The 18524-nt window shown below is 65.5% G+C and carries 14 protein-coding genes; 8 read left to right on the forward strand and 6 right to left on the reverse strand.

Features of this window, described 5'->3' with window-relative positions:
* Positions 1-236: 236 nt before the first annotated feature.
* The 4 genes from RTH46_RS22250 (at position 237) to speA (ending at position 4530) form a co-directional block, all read left to right on the forward strand.
* Positions 237-1304, forward strand: a complete 1068-nt coding sequence (locus RTH46_RS22250) for a DUF2333 family protein (RefSeq protein ID WP_153785788.1) — start codon at positions 237-239, stop codon at positions 1302-1304.
* Position 1305: 1 nt separating this feature from the next.
* The gene (locus tag RTH46_RS22255) at positions 1306-1842 is read left to right on the forward strand and encodes an NUDIX hydrolase (RefSeq protein WP_153785789.1); all 537 of its coding nucleotides are present in this window, start codon (positions 1306-1308) and stop codon (positions 1840-1842) included.
* 252 nt (positions 1843-2094) lie between these two features.
* A complete protein-coding gene (locus tag RTH46_RS22260; RefSeq protein ID WP_153785790.1) occupies positions 2095-2466 on the forward strand; it encodes a translation initiation factor Sui1 in 372 nt (123 codons plus the stop codon).
* 150 nt (positions 2467-2616) lie between these two features.
* Complete coding sequence (speA, locus tag RTH46_RS22265; RefSeq protein ID WP_153785791.1) at positions 2617-4530, forward strand: arginine decarboxylase; 1914 nt, start codon at positions 2617-2619, stop codon at positions 4528-4530.
* Between the two features lie 35 nt (positions 4531-4565).
* Here the strand turns inward: speA and RTH46_RS22270 are convergent, their stop codons facing one another.
* The 3 genes from RTH46_RS22270 to RTH46_RS22280 all read right to left on the reverse strand — a co-directional run bounded on the left by RTH46_RS22270 (position 4566) and on the right by RTH46_RS22280 (position 6806).
* Entirely contained in the window at positions 4566-5000 is a 435-nt protein-coding gene (locus RTH46_RS22270) for a hypothetical protein (RefSeq protein WP_153785792.1), read from the reverse strand.
* Entirely contained in the window at positions 4978-5364 is a 387-nt protein-coding gene (locus tag RTH46_RS22275; protein WP_153785793.1) for a polymorphic toxin type 44 domain-containing protein, read from the reverse strand. Before RTH46_RS22275 ends, RTH46_RS22270 begins: the two co-directional genes overlap by 23 nt.
* Positions 5365-5471: 107 nt before the next feature.
* Entirely contained in the window at positions 5472-6806 is a 1335-nt protein-coding gene (locus tag RTH46_RS22280; RefSeq protein ID WP_316906650.1) for an MATE family efflux transporter, read from the reverse strand.
* A 230-nt stretch (positions 6807-7036) separates the two neighbouring features.
* Between RTH46_RS22280 and RTH46_RS22285 the strand changes: the two genes are divergently transcribed.
* The gene (locus tag RTH46_RS22285; protein WP_316906651.1) at positions 7037-11941 is read left to right on the forward strand and encodes an alpha-2-macroglobulin; all 4905 of its coding nucleotides are present in this window, start codon (positions 7037-7039) and stop codon (positions 11939-11941) included.
* Between the two features lie 133 nt (positions 11942-12074).
* Here RTH46_RS22285 and RTH46_RS22290 read toward each other — a convergent pair whose 3' ends face one another.
* Complete coding sequence (locus tag RTH46_RS22290; protein WP_110735938.1) at positions 12075-12368, reverse strand: hypothetical protein; 294 nt, start codon at positions 12366-12368, stop codon at positions 12075-12077.
* Between the two features lie 68 nt (positions 12369-12436).
* Between RTH46_RS22290 and pbpC the strand changes: the two genes are divergently transcribed.
* Positions 12437-14785 (forward strand): peptidoglycan glycosyltransferase PbpC, encoded by a 2349-nt coding sequence (pbpC, locus tag RTH46_RS22295; protein WP_316906652.1) that lies wholly within the window; start codon positions 12437-12439, stop codon positions 14783-14785.
* A gap of 108 nt (positions 14786-14893) precedes the next feature.
* Entirely contained in the window at positions 14894-16561 is a 1668-nt protein-coding gene (locus RTH46_RS22300) for a ShlB/FhaC/HecB family hemolysin secretion/activation protein (protein WP_153785797.1), read from the forward strand.
* 81 nt (positions 16562-16642) lie between these two features.
* Here RTH46_RS22300 and RTH46_RS22305 read toward each other — a convergent pair whose 3' ends face one another.
* Both RTH46_RS22305 and RTH46_RS22310 read right to left on the reverse strand, forming a co-directional pair.
* Positions 16643-17050 carry a response regulator gene (locus RTH46_RS22305; RefSeq protein WP_153785798.1) on the reverse strand — a complete coding sequence of 136 codons (408 nt, stop codon included), beginning with the start codon at positions 17048-17050 and terminating at the stop codon, positions 16643-16645.
* Positions 17051-17098: 48 nt separating this feature from the next.
* Positions 17099-17281 carry a Flp family type IVb pilin gene (locus RTH46_RS22310; RefSeq protein ID WP_153785799.1) on the reverse strand — a complete coding sequence of 61 codons (183 nt, stop codon included), beginning with the start codon at positions 17279-17281 and terminating at the stop codon, positions 17099-17101.
* A gap of 287 nt (positions 17282-17568) precedes the next feature.
* Between RTH46_RS22310 and cpaB the strand changes: the two genes are divergently transcribed.
* On the forward strand, positions 17569-18522 hold the full coding sequence (cpaB, locus tag RTH46_RS22315) for a Flp pilus assembly protein CpaB (protein WP_316906653.1): 954 nt from the start codon (positions 17569-17571) through the stop codon (positions 18520-18522).
* The last annotated feature ends 2 nt before the right edge of the window (positions 18523-18524 follow it).

Consider the following 18524-nt stretch of genomic DNA (forward strand, 5'->3'; position numbering starts at 1 on the left):
GTTAGTAGAGGAGGTGCAGGTTCAGTGATGGCTCTATGCTAGCACCGCTTTTCCGACAAGCGAGTGCCCAGGGTCAACAAAGTGTTTGGGGACGATTATTCAGTTGCCGACCCGTTGGTCGCTTATACGAATGGCGGCGTCTGCTTTATAGTGCTGCCACGCGGGCTTGCCGTGGCACCCTGGCGCCAACCAGAGGTCCAAGCCCTGTACCGTCTTCACTGATCAAGGACAATGCCATGCTGGATTGGAAAAACCGCGAGGCCAAAGCCGAGCCTCGCGAGCGGGTGCAAGCCCGTGGCTCGGCCACCCGTAGCTATCTTGGCGGCCTCTGGAGCCGCGCCTTGGGGACCCTGATCGGTCTGTACCTGCTGGTCTGCCTGGGCCTGGGCTGGTACTGGAGCGAGGAGCCGGCACTGTTCCCGGTGCAGCAGAATGCCCAGGCCGCTGCCGAGCGCAACGGCCAGCAGATGGTGGTCGGCTACACCACCGTCGAAACCCTCAAGACCGTGGCCGGCACCCTGCTCGACAAGCCGGGTGGCTACATCTCCAACGACCGCTTCCCGCCAGGGCTGTGGATGGACAACATGCCGAGCTGGGAATATGGCGTGCTGGTCCAGGTTCGCGATTTGTCCCGCGCCTTGCGCAAGGACTTCGCCCGTTCGCAGTCGCAGTCCACCGAAGACGCCGACCTGGCCAAGGCCGAGCCGCGCTTCAACTTCGACAACAAGAGCTGGATCCTGCCGTCGAGCGAGTCGGAGTTCGAAGAGGGGATCAAGTCGCTTGGCCGCTACCAGAACCGTCTGGCCAAAGGTGACCAGGGCGCGATCTTCTATACCCGTGCCGACAACCTCAACAACTGGCTGGGTGACGTCGCCACCCGCCTGGGTTCGCTGTCGCAACGGCTGTCGGCCAGCGTTGGCCGGGTCAAGCTCAACAACACCCTGAAGACCGAGTCGGTGGCCCCGGGACAGGCGCCCCAGGTCGATGAAGAAGTGGTCGAAACCCCGTGGCTGCAGATCGACAACGTGTTCTACGAGGCCCGTGGCCAGGCGTGGGCGCTGTCGCACCTGCTGCGCGCCATCGAGGTCGACTTTGCCGACGTGCTGGCGAAGAAGAACGCCACGGTCAGCGTGCGCCAGATCATCCGTGAGCTGGAAGCGTCCCAGGAAGCGCTGTGGAGCCCGATGGTGCTCAACGGCAGCGGCTTCGGCATGTGGGCCAACCACTCGCTGGTCATGGCCAACTACATTTCCCGGGCTAACGCCGCGGTCATCGACCTGCGCCAGCTGCTGTCCCAGGGCTGACATGACCATCAGCCCTGAAGAGGTCGCGCACCGCGCGGCCTCCGACGCCGAACGAGTGGCCTGGGTGGATGACCACGACCAGCCGCTCGGCGCCTTGCCGCGGGCCGAGCTGCGTGAGCGCGGCCTGATCGGGCGCTGTACCTTCATCCTGCTGTTCAACAGTGCCGGCGACTTGTGCGTGCACCGGCGTACCCTGAGCAAGGCGCTGTATCCCGGGTATTGGGATGTGGCGGCGGGGGGGATGGTCGGGGCTGATGAAAACTATGCCGAGTCGGCTGCCCGAGAACTGGAAGAAGAGCTGGGGGTGAGCGGCGTTGCGTTGCGCTTCCACGAGAAGTTCTACTTCGACCAGCCGGGCAATCGGCTGTGGTGCGCGGTGTTTTCGGCGGTGTGGGACGGGGCGTTGCGCTTGCAGCCTGAAGAGGTGAGCGAGGCGCGGTTCATCCCGGTCGAACAGGCCGAGCTGGAAAGTGCGTCACTGCCCTATTGCCCGGATTCGCTGGCGGCGTTGCAGCGGTACAAGGCTGGCCTGATCTGACCGATCGCGGGGCAAGCCCGCTCCCACGTGGTCACGGCTGGACGTGGGAGCGGGCTCGCCCCGCGATGAGGTCGCAAAACATTCGTAAATTGGCGCAATCCTGTACTTAGCAAGCGCCTGATTTATCGTTACACTGCGCGCCCTTTTCGGGCTGCCGCACAACCTTGCGGCAGTAGCGCCGCCCCTGCCAGAGTGGGGCTTCGCGGTCGGCTCCCGTCGGCCAGTTTTTGTCCTCAGCACAGAGGCACAAAAGTGACCAAGAAAGCTTCTTCCTTCGCCGCCCTTGGCGGTCTCGTTTACTCCACCGATGCCGGTCGGCACTGCCCTGACTGTGGCAAGCCGGTGGACGCCTGCATCTGCAGCCAGCACGTCATCCCCGAAGGCGATGGTATCGCCCGCGTACGCCGCGAAAGCAAAGGCCGCGGTGGCAAGACCGTCACCACGATCACTGGTGTGCCGCTGCCCCTGGACCAGCTCAAGGAGCTCGCCACCGCCCTCAAGCGCCGCTGTGGCACCGGCGGCGCGCTCAAGGACGGGGTCATCGAGATCCAGGGCGACCACGTCGAGCTGTTGCTCGGCGAGCTGACCAAGCAGGGTTTCAAGGCGAAAAAGTCCGGCGGCTGAGGCCGTCACGGGATTTTTGCCCAAGGCTTTCTAAACTCGGTTCTGTGCGCGCGGTCTACCTGCGGGCACGGACGAATCGTCATTTTCAGCTTCTACACTGCGCCCGCCCCTTGCGGGGCAGTGTCTTCGACTTATCCATAGGGGACTTGAATGTCCGTACGACGCACACGCAAAGACGATGGTAGCCAATGGACCGTGGCGGACAGCCGCAGTGTTTACGGCATCCGCCATTGGGGCGCGGGTTATTTCGCCATCAATGAAGCCGGGCGCGTCGAAGTGCGCCCCAACGGCCCGGGCAGCGCCCCGATCGACCTGTTCGAACAGGTCGATGAACTGCGCCAGAGCGGCTTGTCGCTGCCGCTGCTGGTGCGCTTCCCGGACATCCTGCAGGACCGCGTGCGCCAGCTGACCGGTGCGTTCGACGCCAACATCGCGCGCCTGGAATACCAGAGCCAGTACACCGCGCTGTACCCGATCAAGGTCAACCAGCAGGAGGCGGTGGTCGAGAACATCATCGCCACCCAGAACGTTTCCATCGGCCTGGAAGCCGGCTCCAAGCCCGAGTTGCTGGCGGTGCTGGCGCTGGCGCCGAAAGGCGGCACCATCGTCTGCAATGGTTACAAGGACCGTGAGTTCATTCGCCTGGCACTGATGGGCCAGAAGCTCGGCCACAACGTGTTCATCGTGATCGAGAAGGAATCCGAGGTCGCCCTGGTGATCGAAGAGGCCGCCGAGCTCAAGGTGAAGCCGCAGGTCGGCCTGCGCGTGCGCCTGTCGTCGCTGGCGTCGAGCAAGTGGGCCGACACCGGTGGCGAGAAGTCCAAGTTCGGCCTGTCCGCCGCTCAGCTGATCTCGGTGGTGCAGCGCTTCCGTGAGGCCAAGCTGGATCAGGGCATCCGCCTGCTGCACTTCCACATGGGCTCGCAGATCGCCAACCTGGCCGACTACCAGCACGGTTTCAAGGAAGCGATTCGCTACTACGGCGAACTGCGCGCCCTGGGCCTGCCGGTGGACCATATCGACGTCGGCGGTGGCCTGGGCGTCGACTACGACGGCACCCACTCGCGCAACGCCAGCTCGATCAACTACGACATGGACGACTATGCCGGCGTGGTGGTCGGCATGCTCAAGGAGTTCTGCGACGCGCAGGGCCTGCCGCACCCGCACATCTTCTCCGAGAGCGGCCGTTCGCTGACCGCGCACCACGCCATGCTGGTGATCCAGGTGACCGACGTCGAGAGCCACAACGACGAAGTGCCGCGCATCGAGAACAAGGAAAGCCTGCCCGAGACCGTGCAGTGGCTGGCCGACCTGCTGGGCCCGACCGACATCGAGATGGTCACCGAGACCTACTGGCGCGCCACCCACTACATGGGTGACGTGGCTGCGCAGTACGCTGACGGCAAGCTGACCCTGGCCGAGAAAGCCCTGGCCGAGCAGTGCTACTTCGCCGTGTGCCGTCGCCTGCACAACTCGCTCAAGGCCCGCCAGCGCTCGCACCGCCAGGTGCTGGACGAGCTGAACGACAAGCTGGCCGACAAGTACATCTGCAACTTCTCGGTGTTCCAGAGCCTGCCGGATACCTGGGCCATTGGCCAGGTGCTGCCGATCATCCCGCTGCACCGCCTGGACGAAGAGCCGCTGCGCCGCGCGGTGCTGCAGGACCTGACCTGTGACTCCGACGGCAAGATCAATCAATACGTCGACGAGCAGAGCATCGAGACCAGCATGCCGGTGCATGCGGTCAAGGAGGGCGAGGACTATCTGCTGGGCGTGTTCCTGGTCGGTGCCTACCAGGAGATCCTGGGTGACATGCACAACCTGTTCGGTGACACCGACTCGGTGAACATCTACCAGAATGCCGATGGCAGCGTGTACCACGCCGGTATCGAGACCCACGACACCATCGAGGACATGCTGCGCTACGTGCACCTGTCGCCGGAGGAGTTGATGACTCACTACCGCGACAAGGTGGCCAGCGCCAAGATCAGTGCGCGCGAGCGGACCCAGTTCCTGGATGCGTTGCGCCTGGGGCTGACCCGGTCTTCGTACTTGTCCTCCTGATATGAACCAAGGGGCCGCATAGCGGCCCCTTGGTTTTATTGCTCAGTATCGGCTGTAGCGGTGAGCTCAATGATGACGGGAAGCGCTTTTTCACCTTCCTTGAGAAGGGCAATGCTCGTGTATCGATAAACAGTGTCATGGGTTCGAGCTTGTACTTTCAGACCCTCGACTTTTTTAACTGCGTCTGCTTGTTTTGTGATCAGGAAAGGAGAGCGTTTCCGAAGCTCTTCGAGTATCAGATGCTCGTTTTCTTGGCGGTTGGCAATGAAATACAGGTAAGTTAGCGGTACTGTCGCGCCACTGCTATCGCTCAGTACTTCATAGATAGCGCTATGGGTGCCGATGGGGGTTGAGCGAATCAGCTTGTCCAACCGTGGTTCTGCTGTCGGGATCCAGATCCATAGGGCTTGTGCCAGTGCTACCCCTCCCAACACTCCAGTCAGCCATTTAATAGCCCAACGATTTTGCATAGTCGATACCTGCCTGGATCCACTCTTGGTCGCTCGGGTCATCGCCATACGGCACGTCTCCCCACCAATTACCGAAAGCTGGATTACTTGTTCCCGCACGTCCTTGGGCCCATCCCGCTCCCCTCAACAAGGTCTCTGGTGAAATTCCAGCAGCCGTCCCGCATGCACCGTAATTGAAATTTCCGAATGCTTCGTACTTGCGGCCGTGTTGCTTGTAATCCCATTCGCCGCGGTTGCGTACTTTGCTATAGAACCACGACAAGAGAAATGCAGTGCCACCGTTTTTGAAGTAATGCCTTTCCATGCTGGCCGAGTGAAGATTACTGGTAATGGATACCCCTGGCGGGGCTGGAGGAGGGTACATGTTGGCTCCTTGCTCAATGTTTTATAGGTGATCCCCTCCGTGGGACTTGCGTTTTGAGCTTCTTGGACGTCTGAGTCAATACCATATACTTTGCAATTTGTTTGCTTTTACACCCACTGTTTCTTGAGCATCAACCGCCACCCCACCCATCCCAGCGTCACCGCCCGCAACGCCATGAACAGCAAGAAGGCCAACCACAACCCATGGTTGCCCAACCTGCTCAACCCCAGCGCAAAGGGCAGGGCGAGCAGCACCGACACCAGCATCGCATTGCGCATCTCCCGCGCCCGCGTGGCGCCAATGAACAACCCATCCAGCAAGTAACTCCACACCGCGATCAGCGGCAGCAGCGCCAGATACGGCAAGTACGGATACGCCGCCTCACGCACGCTGGCGATATCGGTTTGCAGGTCGATGAACAAATGCCCGCCCAACAGGAACAGCACGGCAAAGCCCAGGCTGACGATCAGCGACCAGCCGCAGGCCACCACCAGTGCACGGCGCAGGCTGTCGCGGTCGCGCGCGCCAATGGCATGGCCGCACAGGGCCTCCACCGCATGGGCCAGGCCGTCGAGGGCATAGGCGGTGAGCAAAAGGCCGTTGAGCAGCAGGGCATTGGCCGCCACCGTCGCCTCACCCAGGCGCGCGCCCTGCAAGGTCAGCAGCAGGAACACCAGTTGCAGTGCCAGGCTGCGCATGAAGATATCGCGGTTGACCGCCAGCAGCGGCCGCCAGGCCTGCCAGCGTTGCAGCGCGGCCCAGGCAATGTGCCCGGGGTAGGCGCGCAGCGCCGGGCGGGTGAGGGCCAGGCCCAGCAGCGCACCGCTCCATTCGGCGATCACCGAGGCCCGGGCCGAGCCGATCACGCCCCAGTCCAGGCCCAGCACGAACCACAGGTTCAGGGCGATGTTGAGCAGGTTGGTAGTCAGCAGGATCGCCAGCGGCGCCCGGGCGTTCTGGGTGCCGAGGAACCAGCCGACCAGGGCGTAGCTGGCCAGGGCTGCCGGCAGGCCGAACAGGCGGGTGTGGAAGAAGGCTTCGGTGGACTCGTGCAAGGCGGCACTGGGCTGTATCGCCTGTAGCGCCAACTGGCTGAAGGGCAGGGCCAGCAGGCCGATCAGCACGGCGAACGCCAGTGCCAGCAACAACCCCTGCACCAGCACCTGGCGCAGCGCAGCGCCGTCGGCACGGCCGGCAGCCTGGGCGGCGAAGCCGGTGGAGCCCATGCGCAGGAAACCCATCAGGCCGACCATGAAGGTGAACAGCGTGGCGCCGACGGCCACCGCGCCCAGCTGATGGGCATGGGGCAGGTGGCCGATCACCGTGCTGTCGACCAGCGCCACCAGCGGCACCGAGATGTTGGACAGGATCATCGGCGCGGCCAGGCCCCAGACCTTGCGGTGGGTGGGGCGGTGGTGCCAGGCGGTGGACAGAGGGGGCATGCGGGCTCCTGCGTGAGTGCGGTATTGCAATCGCGGGGCAAGCCCGCTCCCACGAGAAGTGCACTTGCGTGGGAGCGGGCTTGCCCCGCGATTGCCGAACGGATTGTACCGGCCCGGCAACCAATCGGCGCGAACAGGGTCTCACTTGCCGCGCGCGGTCGGGTAACCCCGGCAGCGTTGCGCTATAGTTGCCCCCCTCACGTACACGCTGCCGAAGAGTTCACTCTCAAATGCTCAACAAAGGATTGTTGCTGGCCTGCGCGCTGGCCCTGCTCAGTGCCTGTGATTCCTCCTCACCGGACAAGCCACAGGCGCCCACCGAGGCTGCCACCGCTGCCGCGCCCGCCGAAACCAAGACAGCCAAGCGCGAAGACCCGGCGGTGCTCGCCAAGCGCTACGCCGGCCGTGAACTCAACGTGCTGGATGTCTCGGAAGTGCAGCTCGACGGTGCCAGCACCCTGTCGGTCAGCCTGTCCGCGCCGCTGGACGCCAACCAGGACTTCGCCGCCAAGCTGCACCTGGTCGATACCGTCAAGGGCAAGGTCGACGGCGCCTGGGAGCTCTCCGACAACCAGATGGAGCTGCGCCTGCGTCACCTGGAACCGCAGCGCAAGATGGTCCTGACCATCGACAAGGGCCTGCTGGCGGTCAACGGCAATGCGCTCGCCAGCGAATCGCTCAGCCGCTTCGAAACCCGCGACATGCAGCCCACCGTGGGCTTCGCCAGCCGTGGCTCGCTGTTGCCGACCCGCCTGGCCGAAGGCCTGCCGGTGATTGCCCTGAACGTGCCCAAGGTCGATGTCGAGTTCTTCCGGGTCAAGCCCGAGATGCTCTCGACCTTCCTGGCCAACTGGGGCCGTAACAGCAGCCTGTACTACTACCAGTCCAAGGAAACCCTGGACATGGCCGAGCTGGTCTACGGCGGCCGCTTCGACCTCAACCCTGCGCGCAACACCCGCGAGACCGTGCTGCTGCCGATCGCCGGGATCAAGCCGTTGCAGGAGCCGGGGGTGTACCTCGCCGTGATGCGTGCCTCGGGCACCTACGACTATTCGCAGCCGGCGACCCTGTTCACCCTGAGTGACATCGGCGTCTCTGCCCACCGCTACCGCGACCGCCTGGACGTCTTCACCCAGGCCCTGGAAGGCGGCAAGGCCCTCAAGGACGTGACCCTCGAACTGCACGACGACAAGGGCAAGCTGCTGGCGCAGGCCAAGACCGACGGCGACGGCCACGCGCAACTGCCGATCACCGCCAAGGCCGACACCCTGATCGCCACCCAGGGCGTGCACACCACCCTGCTGCGCCTGAACACCGCTGCGCTGGACCTGGCCGAATTCGACATCACCGGCCCCCAGGCCAACCCGCTGCAGTTCTTCATCTTCGGCCCGCGCGACCTGTATCGCCCAGGCGAAACGGTGTTGCTCAACGGCCTGTTGCGCGACCAGGACGGCAAGCCGGTCAAGGCCCAGCCGGTCAGCGTCGAAGTGCGTCGCCCGGATGAGCAGGTGAGCCGCAAGTTCGTCTGGGAGGCCGACCAGAACGGCCTGTTCCAGTACCAGCTGCAACTGGCCACGGAAGCACCGACCGGCCGCTGGCAACTGCTGCTGGACTTAGGGGGTGGCCGCAAACAGGTCTACGAATTCCTCGTCGAGGACTTCCTCCCCGAGCGCCTGGCGCTGGAGCTCAAGGGCAGCGGCAAACCGCTGTCGCCCGAGCAGACCGCCACCATCCAGGTCAATGGCCGTTACCTCTACGGCGCCCCGGCGGCCGGCAACCGCCTCAGTGGCCAGGCCTACGTGCGCCCGCTGCGCGAAGCGGTGAAGGCGCTGCCGGGCTACCAGTTCGGCGCGGTCACCGAGACCGAGCTGAACCAGGACCTGGAGCTGGACGAAGTCACCCTCGACCAGGCCGGCAAGGCCCGTATCGATATCGAAAGCCGCTGGAGCGAAGCGCGTTCGCCACTGCAACTGACCGTGCAGGCCAGCCTGCAGGAGTCCGGTGGCCGGCCGATCACCCGCCGCCTGGAACAGCCGATCTGGCCCGCCGAGCGCCTGCCGGGCCTGCGTGGCTTGTTCGACGGTGAAGAGACCGACGGCGACGGCCCGGTGGAGTTCGAGTTCCTGGTCGCCGACCAGAACGGTAACAAGCTCGCCGCCAACGACCTCAAGGTGCGCCTGATCCGTGAGCGCCGCGACTACTACTGGAACTACTCCCAGAGCGACGGCTGGAGCTACAACTACAACGAAAAATTCCTCACCCAGAACGAGGAGACCATCAGCGTCAAGGCCGGCTCCAGCGCCAAGCTGAACTTCCAGGTGGAGTGGGGCCCGTACCGCGTCGAGGTGGAAGACCCGCAGACCGGCCTGGTGTCGAGTGCGCGTTTCTGGGCGGGCTACCGCGCCCAGGACAACGCCGAAGGCGGCGCGGTGCGCCCCGACCAGGTGAAGATCGCCCTGGACAAGCCTGCGTACAAGGAAGGGGGTACTGCCAAGGTCACCGTCACTCCACCGGCCGCAGGCTCCGGCTACCTGATGATCGAGTCCGCCGACGGCCCGCTGTGGTGGCAGGAAATCGACGTGCCGGCCGAAGGCAAGACCTTCGAGGTCGAGCTGGACAAGAAGTGGGCACGCCATGACCTGTACATCAGCGCCCTGGTGATTCGCCCGGGCGAGCGCAAGGCCAATGCCACCCCCAAGCGCGCCGTAGGTGTGCTGCACCTGCCGCTGGACCGCGCCGAGCGCAAGCTCGCGGTGAGCCTGCAGGCGCCGGAGAAGATGCGCCCGAAACAGCCGCTGACCGTGAAGTTCAAGGCCGTCAACGCCGACGGCAGCGTGCCCAAGCAGGTGCATGTGCTGCTGTCCGCGGTGGACGTGGGCATTCTCAACATCACCGACTTCAAGACCCCCGACCCGTTCGCCAGCCTGTTCGGCCGCAAGGCCTACGGCGCCGACCAGCTGGACATCTACGGCCAGCTGATCGAAGCCGGCCAGGGCCGCCTGGCCAGCCTGGCATTCGGTGGTGACGCGGCCATGGCCAAGGGCGGCAAGCGCCCCAACACCACGGTGACCATCGTTGCCCAGCAGAGCCTGCCGGTGACGCTGGATGAAAAGGGCGAAGGCCAGGCCACGGTCGACATCCCCGACTTCAACGGCGAACTGCGCCTGATGGCCCAGGCCTGGACCGAAGAGCACTTCGGCATGGCCGAAGGCAAGACGGTGGTGGCCGCGCCGCTGATTGCCGAGCTGTCGGCGCCGCGCTTCCTTGCCGGTGGTGACCGCACCAGCCTGGCGCTGGACCTGGCCAACCTGTCTGGCCGCCCGCAGCAATTGACGGTGCAGGTGATCGGTGAAGGCCAGTTGAATCTGCTGGGCGGGGCCCAGCAAAACGTCACGCTCGGCGAAGGCCAGCGCACCACCTTGATGATCCCGGTACAGGCCCAGGGCGGCCTCGGCCAGGGCAAGGTGCGGGTGCAGGTCAATGGCCTGCAACTGCCGGGCGAGCCGGCCAACGCCTTCGAGCGCGAGTGGACCCTGGGCATCCGCCCGGCCTACCCCGCGATGCTCAAGCACTACCGCGTGGCCCTCAAGGACCAGCCGTGGAGCCTGCCGGGCAGCGACCTGGCCGAGTTCGAGCCTGCGGGCCTGGAGGCCACGCTGGCCTTGTCGAGTCGCCCGCCGCTGAACCTGGCCGAGCAGATCCGTGCCCTGGAAGCCTACCCCTATGGCTGCCTGGAGCAGACCACCAGCGGCCTGTATCCCTCGCTGTACGCCGATGCCGACAGCCTCAAGCGCCTGGGCATCAAGGGCGAGCCGAGTGAGGTGCGCAAGCGCAAGATCGAGATGGGCATCGAGCACCTGCTGGGCATGCAGCGCTACAACGGCAGCTTCGGCCTGTGGAGTTCGGACAGCGAGGAAGAGTACTGGCTGACCGCCTACGTCACCGACTTCCTGCTGCGCGCCCGCGAGCAAGGCTACGGGGTGCCGGCCGAAGTCCTGAAGAAGGCCAGCGAGCGCCTGCTGCGTTATGTGCAGGAGCGCAACCTGATCGAGGTCGACTACAGCCAGAACGCCGAACACACCCGCTTTGCCGTGCAGGCCTATGCCGCACTGGTGCTGGCGCGCAGCCAACAGGCGCCGCTGGGTGCCTTGCGCAGCCTGTTCGACCGGCGCAGCGATGCCCGCTCCGGCCTGCCGTTGGTGCAACTGGCAGTGGCGCTGGACAAGATGGGTGACAAGCCGCGTTCGCAGCAGGCGTTGCAGGCGGGCTTGGCGGTCAGCCGCAGCAAGGGCTGGATGGCCGACTATGGCAGCGCGCTGCGTGACCAGGCGCTGATCCTCGCCTTGTTGCAGGAGAACAACCTGGCGGGTAACCAGGTCGACCAGCGTTTGTTCGCGCTGTCTGACGAGCTGGCGGCCAACCGCTGGCTGTCGACCCAGGAGCGCAATGCCCTGTTCCTCGCCGGCCGTGGCCTGCTGGGCAAGCCGGAGGGCAGCTGGAAGGCCCGCCTGGACAGCGCCGGCGAGGTGCGTGAGTTCAGCAACAGTGATTCGGGCATGAAGCTCGAAGGCCCGCTGCTGGCCTCGCCACTGACGGTGCAGAACGAAGGCAGCGACACCCTGTACCAGCAGCTGACGCTGTCGGGCTACCCGCGCCAGGCCCCGGCCGCCAGCGGCAACGGCCTGGAAATCCGCCGCGAGTACCTGGGCATGAATGGCCAAGCGCTGGATGTACGCAGCCTGCGCAGTGGCGACCTGGTGCTGGTGCACCTGGCGCTCAAGGCCCAGGACCGCGTGCCGGATGCCCTGGTGGTGGACCTGCTGCCGGCGGGGCTGGAGCTTGAAAACCAGAACCTGGCGCAGAGCGCCGCCAGCCTGGACAACGCGAGCAGTGCGGTGAAGCAGTGGCGCGAGTCGATGCAGAACGCCAGCGTAGTGCACCAGGAGTACCGCGACGACCGCTACGTGGCGGCGCTCAAGCTCGACAGCTACGGCACCACCCACCTGCTGTACCTGGCGCGTGCGGTGACCCCGGGCAGCTACCGCATCCCGCCGCCGCAAGTGGAGTCGATGTACCGGCCGAACGTGCAGGCAGTAGGCGAGAGCCAGGGCGAAATGGTGGTGCGCGCCCGCTGAGGCAGCACAGGAAATAACTCGTGGGAGCGGGCTTGCCCCGCGATAGCGTGATATCAGGCGACGATGCCGTTCCTGCTTACGCTATCGCGGGGCAAGCCCGCTCCCACCTAGGCCCGCACTCACAGGCGTATCGCTAGTGCACCACCCAACTCAACACCCACAACCCCAGCAACGCCCAGATGATCCCGAGAATGATCGATGCCCGCATGAACGCGCGCACCGCCGAGTACAGCAGCATCAGGCCAACGATCAGGGCAAGGATGCTGACCAGCGAAGTGTCCATGCCCAAGGTGCGTGCCAGGCCATCGATGAAGTTGCCACCGGCATTGGCCAGCAGGTTGAATAACCCGCTCAGGCCATCGACGATGAAACGGATCACCGACCCCAGTACCTGGCCCAGCCACTCGAAAAAACCTTCTACATGCATAGTTGCTTCCTGATGAACGAATCGGTGGTTCCAAGCCTTTGGCCATCACCCGGCCCGGTCGGTTCCCGATGCCAAGCTTAGCCCGGCCACGCCTGATGAGCGTCCTGCGGCGCGGCGCCGTCGGCCTGTTGCTGGTCATCGCCCTGTTGTGGTTGGCCGACCGCATCTGGCCGCTGCCGATGCCGGGCGACGACCTGGCGCGGGTGGTGCTGGCCGAGGATGGTACACCGCTGTGGCGCTTCGCCGATGCCGATGGCGTGTGGCGCTATCCGGTCAGCCCGGACGAGGTTTCGCCGCTGTACCTGGAGGCTTTGCTCGGCTACGAGGACCGTTGGTTCTATCACCATCCAGGGGTCAACCCCATGGCCCTGGCCCGTGCGGCCTGGCTCAACCTGCGCGGCGGGCGCGTGGTGTCCGGCGGCAGCACCTTGTCGATGCAGGTGGCGCGCCTGCTCGACCCACATGACCGTACCCTGGCGGGCAAGCTGCGCCAGCTGTGGCGCACGGCGCAGCTGGAGTGGCACCTGTCCAAGCGCGACATCCTGCAGATCTACCTCAACCGCGCACCCTTCGGCGGTACCTTGCAGGGGGTGGCGGCCGCCAGTTGGGCTTACCTGGGCAAATCACCGAAACACTTGACGCCGGCCGAAGCCGCGTTGCTCGCGGTGTTGCCCCAGGCGCCGAGCCGGTTGCGCCCCGACCGCCATCCGCAGCGCGCCCAACGTGCCCGCGACAAGGTGCTGCAGCGCCTGGACGAATACCAGGTGTGGCCGGCACAGCGCATTGCCGAGGCGCGTGAGGAGCCCTTGCTGCTCGCCCCGCGCCAGGAACCGGCACTGGCGCCGCTGCTGGCCCGGCGCCTGAACACGCCGGACAGCCCGCCGTTGATCCGCACCACCCTCGACGCCGCCCTGCAGCGGCGCCTGGAAGACCTGCTGCTGGGCTGGCGCGCGCGCCTGCCCGAGCGCACCTCGGCAGCGTTGCTGGTGGTGGAGACGCAGAGCATGGCAGTACGTGCCTATCTTGGCTCGATCGACATCGGCGACGAGCGCCGCTTCGGGCATGTCGATATGATCCATGCCCTGCGTTCGCCCGGCTCGACCCTCAAACCCTTCCTCTATGCCATGGCCATGGACGATGGCCTGATCCACTCCGAGTCGCTGCTGCAGGATGTGCCGCGACGCTATGGCGATTACCGCCCAGGCAACTTCTCCATGGGCTTCAGTGGCCCGGTGTCGGCCAGCTCGGCGCTGGCGCTGTCGCTCAACCTGCCGGCGGTGCAATTGCTCGAAGCCTACGGGCCGAAACGCTTCGCCGCGCAGATGCGCATGGGCGGCGTGCCATTGGTGTTGCCACCCTTGGCCGAGCCGAACCTTTCGTTGATCCTCGGTGGCGCCGGCAGCCGACTGGAAGACCTGGTCGGCGGCTATGCCGCCTTCGCCCGTGAGGGGCGCAGCGCGAAGATCCGCCTGCAACCCCAGGACCCGCTGCTGGAACAGCGCCTGCTGTCACCGGGTTCGGCATGGGTCACCCGGCGTATTCTCAGCGGCCTGGCACGCCCCGACCGCGACCCCCACGCCGAGCTGGTGCAGCGCCCGCAGCTGGCCTGGAAGACCGGAACCAGCTATGGCTTTCGGGATGCCTGGTCGGTGGGCGTCGGCCCGCGTTACCTGATCGGCGTGTGGATCGGTCGCCCGGACGGCACGCCGGTACCGGGCCAGTTCGGCCTGGCCTCGGCGGCGCCGCTGATGCTGCAGGTACACGACCTGCTGAGCAACCGTGATACCCAGCGCGGCATCCGCCTGCCGGTGGAAGCCGTGCCGGACTCGGTGGGCGTTGCGGCGATCTGCTGGCCGCTGGGCCAGCCGATGAACCGCCAGGACCCAAACTGCCGCCGCCAGCGCTTCGCCTGGACCCTCGACAACACCACGCCACCCACCTTGCAGGCCGCCGACCAGCCGCTGGGCCTGGGCCTGCGCGACAGGGTATGGGTCAACGACCAGGGGCTGCGCGTCGATGCCGGTTGCCCGGGCGCCAAGGCCCGTGACATTGCCCTGTGGCCGGCACCGCTTGAGCCCTGGTTGCCGCGCATCGAACAGCGTGCGGCGCGGCTGCCGGCCGTGGACACGAGCTGCCCACCGCAGGTGGCGGCCAGCGCACCGCCGCTGTCGATCGTTGGTGTGCGCCCGGGTGACAACCTGCGCCGCCCGGCCACCAACAGCGAGCCGCTGCAGGTGCGGGTGTCGGCGCTGGGCGGTGGCGGGCAGCGCTGGTGGTTCATGAATGGCCAGCCGCTGGGCGAAACGCGCGGGCAGGACAGCTTGCTGGTGCGCTTCGAACAGGCCGGGCGCATCGAGCTCAGTGCGCTGGACGAGAGCGGCGAAACCGCGCGTGTGGAGTTCCAGGTCAGCGAGTGATCCAGCGGGGCCTGGCCTGGTGGCTGATTGCAATCGCGGCACCTACGCTTGCTGTGGCGGGGGTGAGCAACGGGCACTCTCGCACCTTCGGGATCAGGGAGCGTCCGCATGCGTCCACTGCTGGTGATGTTACTGGTGTGCTGGGGCTGCCTGGTCCGCGCTGCCCCGCTGCCGGGTTTCCTCGACAGCAGTCGGATCGAAGCACACCTGCCCACGCCGAACCTGCCGATGGATGCCTACCGCCCCGCTGCGCCGGCCCTGCAATTGCCCGCGCCGAGTGCGCTGCAGCAGCCAGCGCTGGCGACGAGCACGCCGGTGCAGGTGCACAAGGTGCGTTTCGAAGGGGGCACCGTCTACCCCTTGAGCGACTTGCGCGAACACTACCAGCCGTTGATCGGCCGGCAGGTCAGCCTGGGCGAACTGGTCGGGCTGACCGACAGACTTACCCAGCGCTATCGGCAGGACGGCTATCTGCTTTCATACGCCTTGCTGCCGCCCCAGGACTTCAGCGAGGGGCGAGTGCGGGTGGTGCTGGTGGAAGGCTACATTGGCGATTACCAGATCGAGGGCGACATCGGCCCGGCGCGCGGCTACCTGGCTCAGTTGATGGACAAACTGATGACCGAGCGGCCACTGACCCGGGCGAGCCTGGAGCGCTATACCGGCCTGATCGGCCGCATCCCCGGTGTCACTGCCCAGGCGCAGGTCCTTGCGCCGGGCACTGCCGACGGGCGCGCCCGGATGGTTGTCCGGGCCCTGCGCAAACCGTTCACCGGTACTGCCCAGCTCAACGACGGCAGCCGCGATGACCTGCAGGCACTGCTGGGAGCCAGCAGCAATGCCCAGACCCGTTACGCCGAGCAACTGAGCGCCAGCGTGCTGCTGCCGCCGGGTGAGGACAAGGCGCACTACTATCGCCTGGACTATGCCCAGTTCGTCGACGATGAAGGCTCGCAGTTGCTGCTGTCGGCCTCGCGCTATCGCAGTGAACCGCGCACGCGGATTCGCCTGGCCAATGGCGATGACTTGCTCCAGCAGCGGGACAGTGAGCGCTATTCGGTTGGCCTGAGCCAGCCGCTGATCGTTTCTGCGAACGAGTGGCTGGAGGCGGTGGGGCGCATCTACATGGTCAAGGACCGCATCGACTACCAGTGGGTGGGCGCGCCCCGGCAGATGGACAGCGAGACCAATGTCCGTGCGCTGTCGTTCGAGGTCGACTGGCGCAAGGCAGAGGCCCGGCGCCTGCGCATTGTGAGTGGCGGGGTGTACCAGGGCCTGGACCATTTCGGTGCGCGCAGCAACGGCGGCGACGACCTGGACTTTCTGCGCTTGCGCCTGTCTGGCCTGCAGAGCGACGACTTCACCGAGCATTGGCAGGGCGTGGCCTCGGCGGCGGGTTACTGGAGCAATGACAGCCTGCCCGACAGTGAACGGGTGGTGTTCGGTGGGCAGAATTTCGGGCGTGGCTACCCTCGTGACCAGGCCAGCGGTGACAAGGGCTGGGGGCTGGCTTACGAGCTCAACTACAGCTTCAGGCGTGAGGGGGATTGGTTTCGAGTGCTGCAGCCGTATGCCGTGCTGGATGCTGCGCGGGCCTGGTTCAACAAGCTGGAGGTGCAGTCGGCGCGTATGTCCTCTGCGGCGCTTGGCCTGCGCTTTGGTGATGGGCGGGGTTACAGCATTGCCGTCGAGGTGGCCAAGCCGATGTCGGACATTGCGTTGGACAGTCTCAGTCGGCGGCCGAGGCTGATGGTGAGCTTCGGTTTTCAATTGTGAGGTGGGCTGGGGGGCTGACAGGTGTTCGCCGAAGGTTTTGTGGCTCCCATGAGATCGAGCGCCACAAACCTTGCGGCGAACTTAGTTCACCGCATGCAGCAGTGCCTTGGGAAACAGGTTATCCAGCGTCTCCAGCAACCTGGCGTGGTAAATCGGCTTGCGAAACAGGTCCAGCACCTGCAGGCGCAGCAGATCGCTGCAGTCGTCCATGTCGGCGTGCCCGGACATGACGATCACGGGCAGGTGCTGGCGGGCAGTATGGTCGCGCAGGCGCTTGATCAGGCCGATGCCGCTCTCTTCCGGCATGCGCAGGTCGGTGATGACCAGGGCGACATCCGGGTGGCGGGTGAGCAGTTGCAGAGCGGTCTTCACCGAGCCGGCGGTATGGCAGCAGAACCCCTGGTTTTCCAGCAGTTCGGCCAGCTCCAGCAGGGCCTCCTCCTCGTCATCGACCAGCAGTATCTGTTGACGCAAGGAAGAGGTCGGCATGGTCGGCTCCCGAAGGTCTGGATCAATCGGCATGCACGCAGCGCAGGGTTACTGGGTGATCGCGGTCTGGATGGTGGTCATGATGGCTTTCACCTCGCCCGAGATGGGGGTGACGAACCCGGCCAGCACGACCGCGACCATGGCCGCGATCACCGCGTATTCGATACCGGAGGCGCCGTCCTTGCGCTGAATGAAGTTCTTGCAGTGGAGGATGATCAGGTTCAGCAGCATGGCACGTCTCCTTGCGCACGGTCGGCGCCGGTCACGGGGCTTGAAATGTGACACCCCTTTGCCATCACAGGATTGCCAAGCCGTGGCGGCCTGCAAATGTAACAAAGCATTAATTCGAAAGTATTAGCTTTAATCAGCGAGGCTAAGTTCCTGTTTTCTTTATGCGTCAATTTCATGGCTTAAAAAACCTAGCCCGACAAATGGCGATTCGACAGGGCTGCGCTAACTTGCAATAGCGAAATAGTTACTTTTTGCCAGCATTGGTCCCCGGCGCAGGGAGTGCGGAAATGAGCAGTCGCTTGACCATGGTCCTCGCTGGCCTGTTTTTGTTGGCTGCATTGCTGGCCGGTTATTGGGGGCTGCGCCTGAGCCGCCCGGCGCAGACCGCGCCAACGCCTGCCGTTGTTGCCCCCACCGAGGCATCGACCCCCGCGCTTGCCCCGGCTCCCGTACAACCTCCGGAACCGCCACGCACACCCATCCTGGTGCTGCGCAGGGCTGTGCCGGCCAATACTCCGTTGACCGCTGAGGACGTGCTGGTCGAGCGCTTGCAGGTGGTGCCCGCCGGGGCTTTCCACCAGCCTGAACAGGTGCTGGGGCGCAGCAGTTCGCGGCCACTTGAGGCCGGCAGTTGGCTCGACGAGTCGAGCTTCCAGGTAGGCGGCCCGCTGGCGCGGATGATCCGTAGCCACGAGCGCGCGGTGGCGGTGGCGGTGGACGATGTGGTGGGCGCCGCCGGGCAACTGCGGCCAGGCGACTATGTCGATGTGCTGCTGTTCCTGCGCGAAGAGACCAACAACCCGCAATCCTCTGCCCAGGTGGTGCTGCCGGCCCTGCGTGTGCTCAGCGTCGACCAGCAGACGGGCCTGGCCAATGACGGCCGCCCGGCGCAGACCGCCGAAGAGCAGAAGGCCCGCCGTGACCAGCAGATGATGACGGGCGGCGCCGTTACCCGCACCGTAGGCCTGGCCGTGCCCCAGGCCCTGGCCAGCCGCCTGATGCTGGCCGCCCAGGCCGGCACCTTGCGCCTGGCAGTGCGCAGCGCCGACGAACAGTTGCTGGCGCGTTACTGGTCCGGCCAGGACGCAGGCGCTCAAGTGGACGCCGCCAACCGGGAACTCTACCGCTTCAGCCAGCTGTCCCAGGTGCCGCTGGCCGGCCCGGCCGCGGTTGCGGCAGTACCCACCATGCAGATCATTCGTGGCGCTGCCCAGGCCGCCGACACGAACCAGACCCCCTGACC

It is taken from the genome of Pseudomonas sp. zfem004, from assembly GCF_032621715.1.
Taxonomy (GTDB): domain Bacteria; phylum Pseudomonadota; class Gammaproteobacteria; order Pseudomonadales; family Pseudomonadaceae; genus Aquipseudomonas; species Aquipseudomonas sichuanensis.